Source organism: Paenibacillus sp. FSL K6-1217, assembly GCF_045040735.1.
Classification (GTDB): Bacteria; Bacillota; Bacilli; order Paenibacillales; family Paenibacillaceae; genus Paenibacillus_AQ.
Genome location: NZ_CP150271.1, coordinates 5,932,877 through 5,950,685 on the forward strand (window position 1 = coordinate 5,932,877; position 17,809 = coordinate 5,950,685).

The following is a 17,809-nucleotide window of genomic DNA, read 5'->3' on the forward strand; positions in this document are numbered from 1 at the left end:
CGGCAGAAGGGGTTATGCTATGAGCGTAAATAAATTGAGTATCGCCCGAGATACGACGAGCTATCCGAGATGGATCGTCTTGCAGCTGCTGGAGGAGTGCAATTTGCGATGCAAGATGTGCTATGAGTGGGGACTCGAAGGGCCCTACAAAAGCAAAAAAACATTAGCGCAGCTGGACCCGGAGCTGATCAAAAAGATCATCGTCCAGTGCAGCCCCGGCAAGCCGTATTACGATTTCTTCGGCGGCGAGCCGCTGATGTACCCTTGGCTGGGCGACATTCTCGCCATGATCAATCATTATGGAAGCAGAGCGGACTTCCCCACGAACGGCACATTGCTCGAGCAGCATGCCGAGATGCTTGCCGAGACGGCGCCCAATAAAATCTGGGTGTCGCTCGACGGCCCGGAGGCAATCAACGACAGGCAGAGGGGCAAAGGCGTATTTAAGAAAGTCATCAAGGGGATCGAGAAGCTCTATGAGCTCCGGCAAAGTAAAGGCAAGCATTTTCCGAAGATGGGTGTATCCTTTATCATTACGCCCTTGAACTATATGTTTGTCGAGGAATTTTTCTTCAAGCATATCGACTTGTCGATGCTCGACCATATCAGCATGGAAGTGCAGCTCTATGCCACGGAAGAGCAGTATGACCAATATGTGGAGGTTCTTAGTGGGGAATTCGGCGTGCATGAAGCTCCTTATGCCAAGGGGATGGTGTGGCGGGACATCAGTTCGTTCAGCGAGATCGATATTCCGGAATTGACGAGACAGCTTAATAAGGTTAAAGAGTATTGCTTGAAAAACAGCATCCATGTGATCACCTATCCGAAGACGATAGATGAAGTGAATTTGCGCAACTATTTCTCGGGGCAATTCCATCAGATGGCGGATAAACGAAGTCAGTGCTCTCTTCCATGGGTTTATGCGGAGATTACGGCAAGGGGCGATGTTTCGCCCTGCCATGCCTTCTATGATTTGACCTTCGGCAACGTGAATGAAGAGAATTTGCTGGATATCTGGAGTAGTGACAAGTACAAAGAGTACCGCGCGTATATGAAAAAAAATATGCTTCCGATTTGTACGGCTTGTTCAAGATATTATATCTACTGATTCATGTGAATGACCTATCACATTTAAGAAGGGTGTGTTGATATGAATCCGAAATCAGAGATTAAACATTCCGCAAAGGATTTGCAAATATTGAAACGTACCATCAGGAATACATTGGAAACCAAGCGGAATATGGAGAAAATAGCGGGTTACGCGACACCATTGCCGGAGTCGGTCGGGATTAAACTGACGAACCAGTGCAACTTGCGCTGCAAGCATTGCTATCAATGGAACGACACCGGCTACCATCACTTCATGACACCGGAGCAGCAGCGGGAACAGCTCGACTTCGGGCTGCTGGAGAAGCTGATCCTTGAGACGGAACCCGCCAAGTCGAGACTCTATATCTGGGGGGGCGAGCCGCTCGTATACAGCCATTTCGACCGTTTGGCCGATTTGCTTGTAGCCTATCCCCGGGAGACGACGATCTGTACGAATGCGGTGCTGATCGAGCGAAGGCTGGACGCCTTGCAGAGAATCTCCGACAACCTGGAGCTGCTCATTGCGCTTGATGGATTCGAAGACGAGAATGACGCGCTTCGCGGCAATGGGGTATTTAATAAGGCGATAGCTGCCATCCGCAAGCTGGTCGAGCTGCGCAAGGAGAATCGGTTCAGGGGCAAAATTTCGATCCATACCGTTGTTAACGATGGTATGACCGACAAGCTGTACGATCTGTTGGATTTTCTGGAGGGCATCGGCGTAGATCTGGTCATCGTCTGCTTCCCGTGGTACATCTCGGACGAATGCTCCCAGGGAATGGACGATCACTTCGACCAGAGGTTCGACTTCCTTCCGGCGAGCGGGCACAAGGGCGAACGAAGCTGGCACGCCTTCAACTATAAGCTCGATCCGGAGCGTATCCCTACTCTCATGAGCGAGTTGGACCGGGTGAATCATCGGGTCTGGAAAATGCGTCTGCGCTACCAGCCGAATCTGGATCAAGACCAGATCGAAGATTTCGTGCTCGGCAAAGAGGTGAAGGGCAAAGGCACGATGAACAAGAAGTGCCTGGCGCTCTCGAACCGGATGGACATTACGCCCGATGGAACGATTATCGCGTGCAAATTCTTCAAGGAGTTCGAGATCGGCACATTAAAGGAAGCGTCCGTACAGGAATTATGGCATAGCATGACCTACAGCAGGATAAGGGAAATGATGGACGAACGGCTGACACCGGCATGTTCCAAGTGCAGTGTCTTGCATTTGCACGGTGTTTAACGATTCTAAATGAACATAAATGAGGTGCACCAGTGAGCATTATCCAAGTGGAACACTTATCCAAAAGCTTCAAATACTACGAAAAAGAATTGGGACTCAAAAAATCTCTGAAAAATTTAGTGAACCGGAAATCACTGATCAAAGAAGCGGTTAGCGAAATATCATTTGTCATCGAGCAAGGCGAGATGGTCGGATTCTTAGGCCCGAACGGTTCCGGCAAAACGACTACGCTTAAGATGCTGTCCGGCATCTTGTATCCGACAAGCGGGCAGGCGAATGTATTAGGCTATGTCCCCTGGGAACGAAAGAAAGAATTCAAGATGCAGTTCTCGATCGTGATGGGGCAGAAATCGCAGTTATGGTGGGATTTACCGGCGAACGAATCGTTGTACCTGAACAAATGCATCTATGAGGTCGAGGATGAGCCCTACAACCTTGTCCTGGATGAGCTTACAGAGATGCTTGATGTTAAAGACCTGCTCAACATTCAGGTACGGAGACTCTCGCTGGGAGAACGGATGAAGATGGAGCTCATTGCATCGCTCATCCACCGGCCCAAGGTGATTTTCCTGGATGAGCCTACCATCGGACTCGATCTGATTTCGCAGAAGCGCATTCGGGAGTTCCTGAAGTATTATAACCAGCAGACGAAGGCAACGGTCATTCTGACAAGCCACTACATGGCGGATATTGAGGATCTGTGCAAACGAACGATCATCATCAATCAAGGGAAGATCGTATACGACGGTGATCTTCGGCGTGTGAACGAGCTGTTCCATGCCAAAAAGATCATCAAGCTGCAATTTACGGACGAAGTGCCGAGACAAGCGCTAAGCGACTATGGCACTATTACTCAACATGACGGCATGAATGCCATCATGGAGATCGATAAGCATGATCTCCAGCGGCTTTCCAAGATGATGCTGGACCGGTTCCCGATCCTCGACTTCACAGTTGAAGATATACCTGTCGAGCGAGGCATCGAAAGCTTATATCAGAAAGATGGGGTCAGACATGAAAGCCTTGCAAAAGTATAAAAGGACGTACACTCTTGCGCTTCAGAATGCGATGGAATATCGGACTGATTTCCTGATGAGTATCATCAGCGGCGGCTTCATCATACTCGTCCAATGCTTTCTCTGGACGGCCGTGTTTCGCAGCTCGCCGCAAGAGATCATTAACGGCTATTCGTATTCGCAGATCATCATTTATTCCGTGTTGTCCGGCGTCGTCTCCAAGCTGGTTTCTGCCGGCTTCGAAGGGGAGATCGCGAATGATATCAAGACGGGTGGACTGAGCAAATTTATCGCTCAGCCCATTCATTATTTCAGCTATCGGATATGCAATTTTTTCGGGGGGAAAACGGTTCAGACCGGGGTCGTCCTTGTCTTATTCGTCATCCTGATGATCGTGTTTACTCAGATTTGGGAGTTTCAGCTTAGAGCGGGGCAGATCGTGATGTTCCTGGTCAGTATTCTGTTCGGGCTGCTCATCAACTTCCTGCTCTTTTATTCGATTAGTGCGCTTGCGTTCATCATTACTGAGGTTTGGGGCGTTTTTATCGCGTTCAACCAAGGCGTATACCTGCTCAGCGGCGCCATCTTTCCGCTTAATATTTTCGGAGATACGTTTGCCAGAATCTCCAGCTATTTGCCGTTCCAGTATGTCGTATTCTTCCCGGTGAAGATCATCAACGGGAGCTTGGCGGTTCATGAAATCGTGAACGGGCTCCTCTTACAGGCGGTTTGGGTCATTGTGCTTATGATCATTTCTAAGTTGTCTTGGGATTCCGGGATGAAGAAATATGTAGCCGTTGGAGGTTAGATCTGTGAGTATCCGCTTGTCTGAGATTCGGAAGCACGTACGTATGTATTTTATTTTCGCAAAGAACAGTTTGATCGGTTACATGGAATACAAAGCGAATTTCTACTCCGGTTTGATCATGGAGACCGTATTTCTGTTTTCCAAGCTGATCTATATCATCTTCGTTTACCAGCTGGGGATCGAAATTAATGGAATTTCTCCTGACCAGATGATGATCTTCACCGGGACCTATACGATTATGATCGCAATCTATACTGGACTGTTTATGGATAACTTTTATAGATTCGCCGGCCATATCCGCAACGGGACGCTGGACTTGTATATGACGAAGCCGCTATCGCTGCAATTCATGATTTCATTACGGCACGTGAACTTCGCGTTTCCGATTCCGAACCTGATTGCCGGGATCACGATGATCGTAATAGCCTGGCAGCGGCTTGGCATCGAACCAAGCTTTATCCACTTGGCCGGATATATCGGCGTGATCTTGAGCAGTACGATCGTGACCTACTCAGTGCTTCTGCTTCCGCAGATTCTCGCCTTCTGGACGGTGAAGTCCGGTGCGATCTTCGACATACTGGACAAATGCTGGGATTTGAATAATATGCCGATGTACATATACCCCAAATGGCTGCGGAGAATAGGACTGTATGTCGTGCCTATCTTGTTTATCACCAACATGCCATCGGTTTATTTGATCGACCGGTTGGACTTGTTCCTTGGGATATGGATTTTTGCAGCTCCTGTGATATCGCTTGTAGTGGTCAGGCTGTTCTGGAAGCTGGCCGTCAGACACTATGAGAGCGCCAGCAGTTAGAGAAATGCCAAAAAACAAATTGTTGAGAAGGTGAATCGGATGAGCAGGATGGAGCATGAGCGCCTTTCGTCGCAGACAGAGGCCATCGCCAAGAAGCGGCTGCACAACGGGATCGAAATCTATCAAAACAATGAAGGCGAGACCGAGTTCCTCTACAACGAGATTTTCCACAAGGAGATGTATTTCAAGCACGGGATTACGCTCCCGGATCATGGCACGGTCATGGATGTCGGGGCTAATATCGGCATGTTCACCCTATATGTCAGCAGCAAGAGCAACTGCAGGGTGTATGCCTTTGAGCCACTGCCTCCGACGTTTGAACTCTTGAAGATGAATACGGGCTCGCTGCCTCGCGTAACGACGGTTAATGTTGGGCTATCCAATGAGATCAAGGATGCGGAGTTTGCCTATTTCCCTACGATGTCCACGGATTCTGTCCAGATCAAATACCGGGAGAACCACGATCAGGATCTCCGGTACGGGTTAATCAACCATTACAGAGATGATTTCCCTGACCCGCGAATGCTAAACCGATTTGTTGATCATCTGATGTCGCCGAGGCTTCTGAATGAACAAATCTATCGCTGCAAGCTAACTACGATCTCCGAAATGATCCGCTATTACGATCTGAACCCAATTGATCTGCTCAAAATCGACGTGGAAAAAAGTGAATTTGAGGTGCTGGAAGGCATCCGTCCGGAGGATTGGGGCAAAATCAGGCAAATTGTAATGGAGGTACACGGGCTGGACGGAGAACAGATCAGCAGGCTCGAAAACATCTTCCGAACCAACGGCTTCCATGTCTCGATCGATTACTACGAAGACTTGAATATCCCAAATTACTATAATGTGTACGCGTTGAATCAAACGCATACATCGACTGAGTGATAGTCATGCTACAGCATCTGCATGCAAGGTTGGTATGCTCCAGCTGCAAGGGCGGGCTGGTCCGGTCGGATGCATTGCTGCAATGCCGCAACTGCGATGCGGCATATACGATCGATCATCGTTATGTATCGATGCTCGACCGGCGGGAGCAGTTTGTCCACCCTTCCGATTGGAATCGTAAAGAGGGCGAAATTCGAGATTATAGCGAGATTTCGAATTCCCTTGCGCTTTCCGGCATCGGCCGGTTCGCCACCTTCTTAAACTATGGTTACGTCCCGCACGGGAATGAGCAACATGCGGTGATCGAGCCCGACGATGCATGGAATAGAAATTCAGTCAAGCTGCTGCTCGAGGTAGTGGGCAGAACGGCGATCCGGGAGCGGCTGGTTATCGACATCGGATGCGGCAGGGGAGGGAATATAGCAGCTTTATATAAATATTTCAAGCCTCTGTCTGTTGTTGGTCTCGACATCTGCCCTTCGAATATTGCGTATTGCAGTGCTAAATCCCGATGGGCTGAAGCTTTCTATCTCGTCGGCGATGCGGAGAATATACCGTTTGCAGACGAGAGCTTCGATGTTGTATTGAATATGGAATCCGCACATGCCTATCCGAATCGATCACGCTTCTATGAAGAAGTGTACCGGATCATGAGAACTGGCGGCGTATTTCTGTATACGGAGCTGATGCTGGAAGAGCAGGTAGCGCAGAACGTGAGGCTGTTAGAGGAAGCAGGCCTGTCCGTAATCCGCAATCAGGATGTGACTTCGAATGTCCTTCTGTCGTGTGAGGAGAATGCAAAGCAACGTACGGGCACACAAGGGATTGCGAACAACGCCAATGCAAGCACGAATATTGGAGATATCAATGATTTCATCGCATTGCCCGGCTCGAAGAAATATGAAGAGATGAAGGCTGGAACGTGGCAATACCGGATGATGAACCTGGTTAAGAGGTAACATCGCTGTACTATCGACAATAATTTTAGTATAGGAGAACTATTTTATGGATGAAATTGTTTCCCTGAATACCTTTCAACCCTTCGACGGTATGATCAAAATGTTTCCTCATCATAATTTTCCTTATTTTAATTGCGACTACAATTTGTTATTAACGCTTGCTAATTATTTCGAAAAAGATGAGCTGCCGATTTTGAATAATGTCATTACTATTTATAGATTTGACAAACAAAAAATAAAAACAAGAGGATATTTCAAGTTAGAAGTGTTGGATCTCGAGAATGAAGAGAAGATACTTGAGGAAATGGGTATCTCTGTTCGCAGAACATCTCCTGCATTAGATACTTTACAAGATGAGATCATACACTCTATTTCTAGTGGTCATCCGGTTTCCATTTTTATCGATTTATTTTATCAACGCGGGAGAGACTTTTACTATAACAAAAAACATGGACTGCACCCTGTTTTTGTCTATGGCTTCAATCTTACGAACGGGGAAATATATACGGTGGATGATATTACAGAATACAGACAATATTCTCTGCCATTTTCAGAATTTAAATTATCATGCCTGACATCGGAACACGTCAAAATGCCAAACTACTTTTGGGAATATGCCCTAGTGTCCCCTGGTGATCATGAGATTTCGAACCATAAGAAGATAGCACACACCAATATCAATAAATTTGTAGATAATATGTTCAGGTATCAAAATGAAATCACGGAAAGCTTGAATAATATATTGTTGCTGGCAGAAAATTACGAGCTCATTCTAACCAATGAAACGATTATAGAAACACTAAGCAGTACTATTTATAGAAAATGTTCTGAGAAATACAGGTTAAATACGCTCTATAAGTACAACCTTGATCATATCCATGCCAAAGATACGCTTGACCCGTTACTGGACCAAATTATTAATGACTGGAAGACGGTAAGGTTCTATTCGAATAAAGCCATCATGTCCCAAACGTTCACTGGGGAAATCATGGACAAGTGCGTGGGTTTATTTACAAAAATATATAAGAATGAAGTGCATTTTCATCATCAATTTTATTTAATGTTAGAGGCTGCGAGATAATTAAAGCTGAATCCACGAGCCAACCGTTGTAATTACAAGACCGCAAGCCTTTGCTGGGAGGGCGGTCTATTTTGCGTTGACCTGAAGATATTCCATTACCACACCAGATTTCCTTTTTCCTGGCAGGGTGAGCCGAGAAGTGTGTCCATTTTCGTAATATATTATAATGAATCGTGCATTACCCGTATTTAGACTTTCGCTTCCTGTTGTTAATATGAGAGCAGTTAGAAGAGTTATAAGCGTTTCAGCGCTGCAAAAGAAGGCGTTTACAGTTGCTGCCCATCTGCTTTTGTGAATACGCTTTCAGTGGATGTCCCATTTCAGTTCAGAGGGGGTGTATGGAGCTGTCGTCAAGCCAGGCATGATCATTACTACAGGAGTAAATATGGTTTCCTTAAGAAAAGGAGTCAAACTAAGATGAACAGTAGAAAATATGTAGTCAGTATCTCCCGCCTTCTCGTACTCATCATGTTGTTCTCCATCTTCACGTATACTCCCGTCCCGGCTGCTGCGGCCGAAGACGCACCAATAACCGAACTGAGCGACCTTATTGCGCAAGCCGAAGCCCTAAAAACCGGCAATGCGGAGTTCCCGCTCCAAGTCAGCCAGTCTGTGTATGGGTCGGTCTATGGTTCAGATGTGAACCAGGCGTTGCCATGGGTGCATGTCGACGAACTTCAAGCACTTAACGATGCGCTTGAGTTCGCACGTAATGCGAACACTCCTGCCGAAGAAGCTATTGCAAGTCTTAAAGAAGCTATAATGAAATTTACTGCAAATATCAAATCTGACGGCTCTGACCCGTATTTCCGGCTTGATCCGGGTCCGGGTAAGGTTCCTGTCAAAGTGACCGCGCCTACGAATGCCTGGAAAGCTAGAACTCCGCTGGATAACCGTGTCCCTGCCGACTTTGCCGGCGGCACATTCAAGACGATCGCGTATCCTTTTGCAGATGCCCAAGGGAAAGCGGAAGTGCTCCAGATTAACTACGCCCACAACGGGAAAAGCACGTTCGGCGGCATCAGTCTGGAATCCCCGTTGTCCCCGGCCGTTAATGTCACAGCGGGTTCAACCATTGAATTCGATGTCTACTATCCCAAGAGTGCGCAAGGCAAATTCATGAGATGGAGAGTCAGAAATACCAATGACAACCTTGACAGCTACCTCAGGGATTACCAGTATAGCAACCTGAATCCTGACTGGGTGGGCAGCTACAACGGTGAATCCTGGCTGAAGGCGCATCACAGTATCACCGCCTCAGCAGGCAATTCCTCAAACTTCATTCTTGAGCTTCATGGGGAGAATGCCCGGCCTGAAGAAACGGGGATTCTGCTGGTCTCGAACATCCAGATTACCGCCCCAGATCCGAATGGCGAGGCCCTTCCGAACGTAGTCAACAAGGAACACCAGAGTGCCGTAGCGCCTCTAAAGAGTGTGTACAATAAGGAGAATGGCCTGTTCATGGTCGGCGCAATCGGCACCGGGCCCGTAACCGGAACCCGCGCCAATCACTATGAGATCTTCGTCGACGGCAACAATCTGAAGGCCGAGGGTACGCATCCCCGTGGCCCGGAATGGCTGAAGAACGTGAACGGCGAGGCGCTGAACGGCGCAACCGCTGCCCCCGGCTTAGCGGAATACAGCTTCCCTACCAGTTCTTATCAGGCGATCCGAGATTCGGGAACTCCCGGACAGTACAAGTCTCATGGCCATGTTCTGGCATGGTATAACCAGGCCCCTGGTTGGATGGCGCAGATGATTCCTGCAAGCCTTCCTTCCGGTTATAACGGCTCTGCCAATTTCTACGGGCTGGGCAATGGCGTTACAACCACGGTTAAGGTAGACAAAGACATGGCGAGAAGAGTGCAGTTTAACCACACCATGTATGTGATGAGGCACTTCCTGACTACAGATACGAAGTATGGCTCAAGCGAAGCCCGTGGCGTCATTCCTTTCAATTCCTGGGATGTACTCAACGAAGAGGTACACGAGAGCCGCCACAGCGAGATCATCCCGGGGGATGCGAACAGCTGGAGAGCGAGCCTGAAACACACCAACTGGCTTGCTGCGATGTCGGATGATCAGATTGGCGGCGACATCACCGACCATTACATTTACCTGCTCTTCCGAAATGCGCACATCGCGGCCCCCAACGCCAAGATGGCGGAAGCTTACAAAGCCAATTACGCGAACCTTCCAGAGTACATGAAGTTGGATGGACACGACACTAAAGGCAGCATTGACAGTTACATCGTTGACAATCCTCCGAAGCTGACCTACAACGATTACGGGCTTGCCACCCGCAGTAAAGCTAGAACCGTATACAACATGGTTCTCGAATTAAATACCGCATGGCGCTCCGATCCGCTGTATGACGGAAGACCCCTGATCGAGGACATCGGTATCCAAGGACATGATGCGGTGGGGAAGACCCTTGCCAGCGATAACCAATACGCGATGGCCCTCTATGCCTCACTGGTTGACCGCGGCCTGTTGTCGGGTATTACCTATTCAGAGCTTGACCTGAAGGTGCCGACGGATGCCCCCGGAGGCGGCGCGACCGCTCCCGCAGTGCTCAATGTGAGACAGTCGGACGCCCTGGGTTATCAGTACGCACTGCTCTACAAAATGTTCAACAAATTTGCCCCGTATATCGATCACATCATCAGCTGGGGCGTAACCGGTTCGGGATGGCAGGGAAGCTATGTCCTGTTTGACGGTCAGAGCAATGCGAATGCCGGTTATTATGGCGCCATGAAGCCGGACCGATTCATTCTGGGGCATTCGTATCTGGATGATTATTTTGCAGGCGAATACGGGCAAATCCAGAACAATGCCATCGACCTTGGCGATCTTGGAGTCTATACCCCAAATAGTGTGAATGCCGACCTCAGCAGCTTGTCCCTGAGTGCGGGAACACTCGAGCCGGCGTTCATCGCAGCCACCACAGAGTACGAGGTGTCCCTGAAGGATGCCAGCAGCATTACCGTGACAGCGGCAGCGGCAGATAGCAGGTCAACCCTTAAAGTCAACGATAAGGTGGTTGCTAGCGGTACAGCTTCCGAAGCTATAGCGCTGACACCGGGCACCAAAACAGATATAAAGGTTGAGGTCACAGGTGCTGACGGCAGGGTTAAGATATATACCCTACAAGTAACCAATAGCAAGACGGAGACTCCGTCCACTCCAGAACCAGGAACACCATCTGCAACACCTGAACCAGCAACACCAGCGCCTGCAACGCCTGCACCTGGTGGAACCTATGCAACCTCTGCACCTGTTGCATCTGCAACACCGTCACCTGCAGTACCCGTTGTAGAAGGTCAGACAGTAACCATGCAGGCAACAGTGAACAATGGGACTGCATCAGTTAAGGTATCGGATCTGGCACAAGCAAAGGAATTCATCAAGAACAATGTGACGCTGGACATCCCTGCCGTGCAAGGAGTGAATACCTACTCGGTAGGCTTGCCTGCCGCAGCGCTGACCGGCGGAACCAGGGATAACAAATTGACCCTTTCTACCGAATTCGGTCAGGTCGTCATCTCCGGTAATATGTTGACAGGCACACCTGAAAGCAGCGGCAAGGAAGTATCGCTGGAGATTGGAAGAGGCGACAAGTTGGGGCTCCCGGCAGAAGTGCAGGCGGCTCTTGGTGATAAGCCAGTCATTCAGCTTAGTCTTAAGGTGGACGGCAAAGAAACAGCCTGGAGCAATCCCGGTGCACCTGTAACCGTATCCGTGCCCTACCAGCCGTCAGCGGACGAATTGAAGAATCCTGAAATGATAGTTATCCGGTACATGGACGGAAGCGGAAAGGTGATGACCGTACCAAGCGGACGTTATGCTTCCAAGACCGGTATGGTAACCTTCACAACTACTCATTTCGGCGACTTCGCAGTAGCTTATGTATCCAAGACATTCACAGATCTCGGAAAGGCAGGATGGGCCAAGAACGCAGTCGAAGTTCTTGCATCGAAGGATATTCTTAAGACAGAGGGCCAATTATTCAATCCGTCAACAGATATCTCCAGAGCGGATTTCCTGTACTCCCTTGTCAGAGCACTTGGCTTGAATGCAAAGGTAAATGGCAATTTCAGCGATGTACAGGAAAATGCTTACTACTATAATGAGATTGGAGTGGCCAAAGCGCTTGGGATTACGAATGGCCTGGACAATGGCAGATTCGGCAGCGCGCTTAAGATCACAAGACAGGACATGATGGTCTTGACCGAAAGAGCTTTGAAGCTGGAGAAGAAGCTGAATAACCAGGGTACGGCTGCGGATCTGCAGAAATTCTCCGACAAGTCCAAGGTTGCATCCTATGCGCTTAACAGCGTAGCCGCCATGGTCAAGGAAGGGCTTATCCAAGGCAGCGGTAACAAGGTCAATCCGGCTGGCAACACCACTAAAGCAGAAGCTGCTGTATTCCTCTACAGATTGTATAATAAGTAAGAGATTCGCATAAGAACAGGGCATGTCAAATAGACCGCACTCCCTTTGCCGGGAGGACGGTCTTTTGGCTTTTATCGGGCAGGGGCATGATCTTAAAGCAAATGTCCGCCAGATACTTCAATGTCCTGGGCTGTTACCCACCCGAATTCATCGGACAACAAGCTCATAATAACCTTCGCTATATCTTCGGGGTGGCCGATTCTGCCAAATACAGATTGCTCCGCCAGCGGCTTAATGAATTCGGGATGTTTATCGAATACTCCATCGCCAAAATTGCTGTGTGTTGGACCAGGCGATACGGCGTTGACCCGAATCTGGCGGGGGGCAAGCTCTTTGGCAATGTAGCGGGTCCAAGTTGAGAATGCTGCTTTTAACGAGCCATAGACGGAATAGCCCGGAAATGATTGATTTTTGGATGAACTCGTAGTATTTACAATAGCTCCGGCGTCCTCCATGAATCCGGCAAGCTGTTGGGTTAGAAAAATCGGTCCTTTAAAGTTCGTATTCAGAATCTTGTCGAAATATTCTTCACTCATCTCACTGAACAGGATGGGTCCGCCGATACCGCCATTATTCACCAAGTAATCAAAGGTTGTCCGGTTCCAAATGTCTTGGAGGCTCTGTTTCACTTCTAGAATAAAGCCTGCAAAAGTTGAGATCTGAGTCAGATCCAGCTTCAGTGCGACTGCCCGGACACCTGCATTTTTCTCGATATCCAGTACGACATCTTCTGCACGGTCCTTATAGGAATTGTAGGTGAGAATGACGCTAATTCCGTGATTGCCAAGCTCCAGTGCCGTCGCTTTTCCAATGCCATTACTTCCACCCGTGACTATCGCAATTTTCATAAGATCCTCCTTGTTTTGTGTTCGGCCTGGTTCTAATTGTAGCGGCAGCTGACATATCAAAATAGACCTGAAAGTGCCTATTGATTGCCTAAAAGCACCATTCGTGTGATAAACTATGTGCATGAAAAACGTCCTTGAAGAAATAATGGAGCTGATGAAAGATGCGGGCACCAGGCAGATGGAGACCGGAGTACCGGGGCTGAGTATGATTAAGGGAGAGATCCCCAATCATCAACTTGCAGCGCTATACGAGCCAATGATTGGCTTTACGGTTCAAGGAAGAAAGATTCTATCAATAGGGGGGCGCAGCACGGAACTGGCAGGGCCATCATATTACGTGTTACCCGTGCATGTTCCTGCAACGGCGATTGTACATCCAGACCGCTATGGCCATCCTTACATGTCCCTTGGTCTCAAGTTGAATCAGAATGTTCTTCAGAGTCTGCTAAGAGATCTCCAGGAGAATCTATTACCGGCTGCCTCCGGGCCATTCGCAGCTTGCGACATGGATATTGAATTGATGGAGGCCTGGCTGCGTTTATTGCGATTATCAAAAGCATCCAGAGATATTCCGGCTCTTGCACCAGCTTATGAGCGCGAAATCCTGTATCGCGTACTGATGGGACCACAAGGAGGGAATCTGAGGCAATTTGGTCAGCGGGAAAGTGATTTGTCCAGGATATCTCAAATTGTAAAATGGTTTCGGAGTAATTTTATGAGTCCAATAGACATTGGCGAGCTGGCATCGAAATCGGGGATGGCTATAAATACCTTTCACCGACAGTTTAAACGGGCTACGGGGTTAAGTCCTATTCAATTTCAAAAGCAATTAAGGCTCCTGGAGGCCAGAAACCTCATTGCCTTCGAGGGCTATCCAGTAGCAAGTGCCGCATATCATGTTGGCTATCAGAGTCCCTCGCAGTTCAATCGGGAGTATTCTCGCTTCTTCGGTGCATCTCCAGCCCGGGACACGGAGAGCCTAAGACGAATTGAAAGCATGAGGGATTAGAAGGTCAGGCAAGAGCTGCGGGGAATGCAGGAAGTCACTCCTGAGCTCCCGCGGCTGTCCCCGCTTCATTGAATAACGCCGGCTGTTTGCCGAAAAGCATGTTCAGTGTCTCCAGCACTTCCAGCGGATTGTCCTCGTTAAACTGAGTAATAAGCAGCTCCTCAATACGGGAGCTGCGTCTTCGGACTGGAGCTCACAAATTTGTTAACCACTGTTAACATGAGTTAACACCTGTGGTATAGTATAAGCAGAACGGGCGTACAATGCTAAGAGAGCCGTGCGTCAACACGACTCTCCAGAGCAATAGCCGCTTTTAAGGGCGGTAGGCATCAACAACAGGATACGACAAATAGACCGCATACCTTTGTGGGGGGCGGTCTATTTGCGTGTATTGGACAGCAGCGCTACGATAAGCGAACCAAAGGTTAGCATCAGCATGATTGCTTCAAACACTGTCACAAGGCATCCCTCCCTTCTGAGAGAGGTAGCCGACCGGCCCTTCTAAGCCTATTCTATTGCTCAATCAGTATAACATATCAGATGCCGTAATATTACCTATGTTTGGAAAAGTTTTGACGTAAATGCGTAATTATTATGCGTAAAGAGCAGCCCCCCAATACGGGAGCTGCTCTTATTTGCGCTTATCCTTACACATCGGTGCAGGAAAGCATCCTACAACTTCTCCAGAAGCTCAGTATAGTACCCGTTACCATTCCGCTTATCCAGCTTTTCTGCGGTGGCTTGAGCTAATTGCCGGAAGTACTTCGCAAGCGCTGCTACATCCTCAGACTGACGATCACACGGGTGTCCGGCTGGAAGCTTGACCTGGAACCGGATGGATTCCTCGGACAGACGGCGGAACATCTTGGCCGAATAAGCATTGAAGATCATCTGATCGACCGGGTTCTCATGATCGAGCGAGGAGGCGATATACTCTTCGAAGACCTCCAGCGCCTTGACCGGGTCGGTCAAGGTCAGGTAACCGATATGCTCTCCCTGATGATACAGGAAGTCGCGGTTGCCTTTGACCAGCTTGTAGCCCTTCTTCTGAAGCTTATCCGCTTCCGCCTGGCGGCCCAGCCGCAGGAGAGGGAACAGCACCTTCGTAATGGTCACATGAGGGACCTCACCGCAGGTCATCCGGCCCTTGAGAATCGGCTCGGCTGCCTTCACGGTTGCTTCGTCGTCCCCCCGCTTCGCCAGGAACTCGACCAGGCTATGCTGCTCACAAGCCTCACAATCGCTCATCTCGTCCCGGTCCATGGTCTGGACAATCGCCCATTCGGCCTGTGAAGCTTCCAGCTCCCCGAAATCTTCGAGAATATTTGCCCGGTAATAGTGATAGGTACGGCTGCTGTAGCCTTCGGCCGCATAGCGGGCCTTCATATCCTCGAGCAGGTTCTCAATCTGAGTGCGGCTGATATCTGCAAAAGCAGTGATACGGTCCAGCACCCATTTGTACGACCACATCAGGCTGTAATCATCGAACCGGCCCGGGTTCTTGTCATACTGACCAAGCTGCCAGGAGAAGGCGACCAGCGCCTTCATCGGATACCCGTGGAAGCTGCCCAGCTCTACAATTTCACTGCGGGCCTCATAGCCCTGATCGATATCGCCTGCGGCGTCGGCCACCCGTACCGCCTGCTCCAGCAATTCCAGCTTAGCCTTGCCTCCGGGCAGGCTATAGGCTTCTTCCATCAATTCATCGAAATCCATCTCGGTAACGTTCATTTATTTCTCTCCTTCTGCGGATCGACTGGCCGTCAATCCCCAATCAATAAATTGAATAATGCCTTGGTTCAGGAGCGCGATCTCCTGGCGGTTCATCGGATAATGTCCCATCAATAGCGCATTGCAGTATAGCATCTCGACAATAGAAGGCAGCGTGGCCTGATTCCCCTGATGGAATACCTTCTCAATGACGGGATTGTTCAGGTTAAAGTAAAGGGTAGCGTATGCCGTATCCTTAAGCGAAGCGCCCAGGCTGCCTAGCACGGAGGAAAGAGCGTCGGTGCTCACTTCCTTCGTTGCCTCAAGTACCCGCCACTGGGCGGATTCCTCGGACAGTGTGTAGAGCACCGGAATCTCTTCCGGCTTGAAACGGCGAAGCTGCACCTGACAGCGGAATTTCTGCAGGACACTGTCTGCGAGTCTTACAGATTCATAGTAGTCCAGACGCTCTTGAGGGGTAATGTCGGTAAAGGATAACGAGACCTCCTCCGGCAGCAGCCGTTCCGTCTGCACATCCGGGTCAATGAGCGGCAGCCGGGACAGCAGCTCAGCATCATAAATATACCCGCCGTTCACCACTAGCATGGATTGGGCAGAAGCCACATGCGTAATCTGACGGTATTCGTCCAGCGTTGCCGTGAAGTACAGGGGAGGCTGCTGCTTCAGCTCGCCAAGCGTTTTTCTGCCATACGTGCTCTCAAACGGCAGCCACTCATGAATGATAGAATAGAACGACGAATCTTCCACCGCGAGCGCCTTCATGGATAAGGCGTGCAGTGAAATGATCGATTGCAGGCGGTCCGGGTCATACTCGGCCATCCGCATCAATTCCTGACGAATGGCATTCCCGAGCTCTTCCCGCACCTGCTCCAACTGGGCATTCTCATAGAAATGCTCCCGGGACGCGGTCGGCTGGAGTTCATCGGTCCAGATCAGGCATTTCACGAAGAAGGCCCAGTCCGGCAGGATATTGCTGGCAGCTTCGGAGACCAGCATGTGCTTCAGGTACACCCGATGATTGCGCTTGGCGTTCAGATTCACCGCATGTGGCAGAATGAAGGCGATGCCTCCCGTCCGGCCCGAGGCGGTGTGCAGGGGGATGAAATCGCGGAACGTCTCTCCAAGCACCTGCTTGCCGAAGGCCAGCACCTCTTCACGGTGCTTCCGGGCCAGCTGCGGATCTTTGACCCACGGCGGGGTCAGCGGATTAATCAGGCGGGTGTTACGGTCCGACACCAGCTGAATCGGATAAGGCAGTAGTGCGCCGTAATGGAACAGCCCTTCCTGCAGGTTGTTCTCCTCGAAGTAGGCTTCGGAGCCTTCTTTGCAACGCAAAAAAACCTTGGTGCCAGGAGCATGTTGCCCCTCGAGCTTGCGGATCGTATAGGTGCCGTCCGGCTTCCCGCGCCATTCCAGGGCAGGGCCGCCCTTGGCCGATTGGGTAACCATGACGATATCGTCACTCACCATGAAGCAGGACAACAGCCCGATGCCAAACCGGCCGATAAAAGAGGTATTGGTGGAGAGGAAGTCCTCGCCCCGCTTGGAGGATTGTCCGATCATGGCCAGGAACTCATGAATCTCTGCCTCGTTTAACCCGATTCCGTTATCTTCGACCAATAAAGTCGCCCCGGTGGACGTTCCGCTGACCTCGACATGAATCTTGCCCTCGTATCCTTCCGGCGAATAAGCCTGCCGTGCAGTAATCGCGTCTATGCCATTCTGGAGCAGCTCCCTTAAGAATACCTTCGGGCTGCTATACAAATGGTTAGACAAAATGTTGATCATACCGCTTAAATTCACCTGAAAGCGGTAGGTATCCCGGTCTTGGTTCTCCATCTTGATTCTCCTGTTCTGTAATCATTTTG

At 49.6% G+C, this 17,809-nt stretch carries 14 protein-coding genes; 10 read left to right on the forward strand and 4 right to left on the reverse strand.

Annotated features, from left to right (window positions below; translation table 11 throughout):
* Window positions 1-19: 19 nt before the first annotated feature.
* The 9 genes from MHH28_RS26200 (at window position 20) to MHH28_RS26240 (ending at window position 12,353) form a co-directional block, all read left to right on the forward strand.
* Window positions 20-1,108 (forward strand): SPASM domain-containing protein, encoded by a 1,089-nt coding sequence (locus MHH28_RS26200; RefSeq protein ID WP_405106973.1) that lies wholly within the window; start codon window positions 20-22, stop codon window positions 1,106-1,108.
* A gap of 114 nt (window positions 1,109-1,222) precedes the next feature.
* Complete coding sequence (locus tag MHH28_RS26205) at window positions 1,223-2,329, forward strand: radical SAM protein (RefSeq protein ID WP_405106976.1); 1,107 nt, start codon at window positions 1,223-1,225, stop codon at window positions 2,327-2,329.
* 32 nt (window positions 2,330-2,361) lie between these two features.
* Window positions 2,362-3,366, forward strand: a complete 1,005-nt coding sequence (locus tag MHH28_RS26210; RefSeq protein ID WP_405106979.1) for an ATP-binding cassette domain-containing protein — start codon at window positions 2,362-2,364, stop codon at window positions 3,364-3,366.
* Window positions 3,367-3,397: 31 nt separating this feature from the next.
* Window positions 3,398-4,153: an ABC transporter permease gene (locus MHH28_RS26215; protein WP_405106982.1), complete on the forward strand. Its 756-nt coding sequence runs from the start codon at window positions 3,398-3,400 to the stop codon at window positions 4,151-4,153.
* 82 nt (window positions 4,154-4,235) lie between these two features.
* Window positions 4,236-4,970: an ABC transporter permease gene (locus tag MHH28_RS26220; protein WP_405106984.1), complete on the forward strand. Its 735-nt coding sequence runs from the start codon at window positions 4,236-4,238 to the stop codon at window positions 4,968-4,970.
* Between the two features lie 39 nt (window positions 4,971-5,009).
* Window positions 5,010-5,858, forward strand: coding sequence for an FkbM family methyltransferase (locus MHH28_RS26225; RefSeq protein WP_405106987.1), 849 nt, complete (start codon window positions 5,010-5,012; stop codon window positions 5,856-5,858).
* A gap of 5 nt (window positions 5,859-5,863) precedes the next feature.
* Complete coding sequence (locus MHH28_RS26230; protein ID WP_405106989.1) at window positions 5,864-6,817, forward strand: class I SAM-dependent methyltransferase; 954 nt, start codon at window positions 5,864-5,866, stop codon at window positions 6,815-6,817.
* Between the two features lie 46 nt (window positions 6,818-6,863).
* Window positions 6,864-7,898: a hypothetical protein gene (locus MHH28_RS26235; RefSeq protein WP_405106992.1), complete on the forward strand. Its 1,035-nt coding sequence runs from the start codon at window positions 6,864-6,866 to the stop codon at window positions 7,896-7,898.
* Between the two features lie 417 nt (window positions 7,899-8,315).
* Entirely contained in the window at window positions 8,316-12,353 is a 4,038-nt protein-coding gene (locus MHH28_RS26240) for an S-layer homology domain-containing protein (protein WP_405106995.1), read from the forward strand.
* Window positions 12,354-12,445: 92 nt separating this feature from the next.
* On the opposite strand, the gene MHH28_RS26245 is transcribed toward MHH28_RS26240, so the two are convergent.
* Window positions 12,446-13,201, reverse strand: coding sequence for an SDR family NAD(P)-dependent oxidoreductase (locus MHH28_RS26245; protein ID WP_405106998.1), 756 nt, complete (start codon window positions 13,199-13,201; stop codon window positions 12,446-12,448).
* Between the two features lie 145 nt (window positions 13,202-13,346).
* Between MHH28_RS26245 and MHH28_RS26250 the strand changes: the two genes are divergently transcribed.
* Window positions 13,347-14,210 carry an AraC family transcriptional regulator N-terminal domain-containing protein gene (locus tag MHH28_RS26250; protein WP_405107001.1) on the forward strand — a complete coding sequence of 288 codons (864 nt, stop codon included), beginning with the start codon at window positions 13,347-13,349 and terminating at the stop codon, window positions 14,208-14,210.
* A gap of 378 nt (window positions 14,211-14,588) precedes the next feature.
* Here MHH28_RS26250 and MHH28_RS26255 read toward each other — a convergent pair whose 3' ends face one another.
* From MHH28_RS26255 to MHH28_RS26265, 3 genes are all read right to left on the reverse strand, one after another.
* Window positions 14,589-14,669, reverse strand: coding sequence for a putative holin-like toxin (locus tag MHH28_RS26255; RefSeq protein ID WP_405117258.1), 81 nt, complete (start codon window positions 14,667-14,669; stop codon window positions 14,589-14,591).
* Window positions 14,670-14,882: 213 nt separating this feature from the next.
* On the reverse strand, window positions 14,883-15,941 hold the full coding sequence (locus MHH28_RS26260; RefSeq protein ID WP_405107003.1) for a hypothetical protein: 1,059 nt from the start codon (window positions 15,939-15,941) through the stop codon (window positions 14,883-14,885).
* Window positions 15,942-17,780 carry an HSP90 family protein gene (locus tag MHH28_RS26265; RefSeq protein WP_405107006.1) on the reverse strand — a complete coding sequence of 613 codons (1,839 nt, stop codon included), beginning with the start codon at window positions 17,778-17,780 and terminating at the stop codon, window positions 15,942-15,944. It lies immediately after the preceding gene.
* Between the last annotated feature and the right edge of the window lie 29 nt (window positions 17,781-17,809).

What these genes read in the sequence shown, in the direction of transcription:
- MHH28_RS26200 (WP_405106973.1), top strand. Translation starts at nt 20, where the DNA reads ATGAGCGTAAATAAATTGAGTATCGCCCGAGATACGACGAGCTATCCG.
- MHH28_RS26215 (WP_405106982.1), top strand. Translation starts at nt 3,398, where the DNA reads ATGGAATATCGGACTGATTTCCTGATGAGTATCATCAGCGGCGGCTTC.
- MHH28_RS26220 (WP_405106984.1), top strand. Translation starts at nt 4,236, where the DNA reads ATGGAATACAAAGCGAATTTCTACTCCGGTTTGATCATGGAGACCGTA.
- MHH28_RS26225 (WP_405106987.1), top strand. Translation starts at nt 5,010, where the DNA reads ATGAGCAGGATGGAGCATGAGCGCCTTTCGTCGCAGACAGAGGCCATC.
- MHH28_RS26230 (WP_405106989.1), top strand. Translation starts at nt 5,864, where the DNA reads ATGCTACAGCATCTGCATGCAAGGTTGGTATGCTCCAGCTGCAAGGGC.
- MHH28_RS26235 (WP_405106992.1), top strand. Translation starts at nt 6,864, where the DNA reads ATGGATGAAATTGTTTCCCTGAATACCTTTCAACCCTTCGACGGTATG.
- MHH28_RS26240 (WP_405106995.1), top strand. Translation starts at nt 8,316, where the DNA reads ATGAACAGTAGAAAATATGTAGTCAGTATCTCCCGCCTTCTCGTACTC.
- MHH28_RS26245 (WP_405106998.1), bottom strand. Translation starts at nt 13,201, where the DNA reads ATGAAAATTGCGATAGTCACGGGTGGAAGTAATGGCATTGGAAAAGCG.
- MHH28_RS26250 (WP_405107001.1), top strand. Translation starts at nt 13,347, where the DNA reads ATGGAGCTGATGAAAGATGCGGGCACCAGGCAGATGGAGACCGGAGTA.
- MHH28_RS26260 (WP_405107003.1), bottom strand. Translation starts at nt 15,941, where the DNA reads ATGAACGTTACCGAGATGGATTTCGATGAATTGATGGAAGAAGCCTAT.
- MHH28_RS26265 (WP_405107006.1), bottom strand. Translation starts at nt 17,780, where the DNA reads ATGGAGAACCAAGACCGGGATACCTACCGCTTTCAGGTGAATTTAAGC.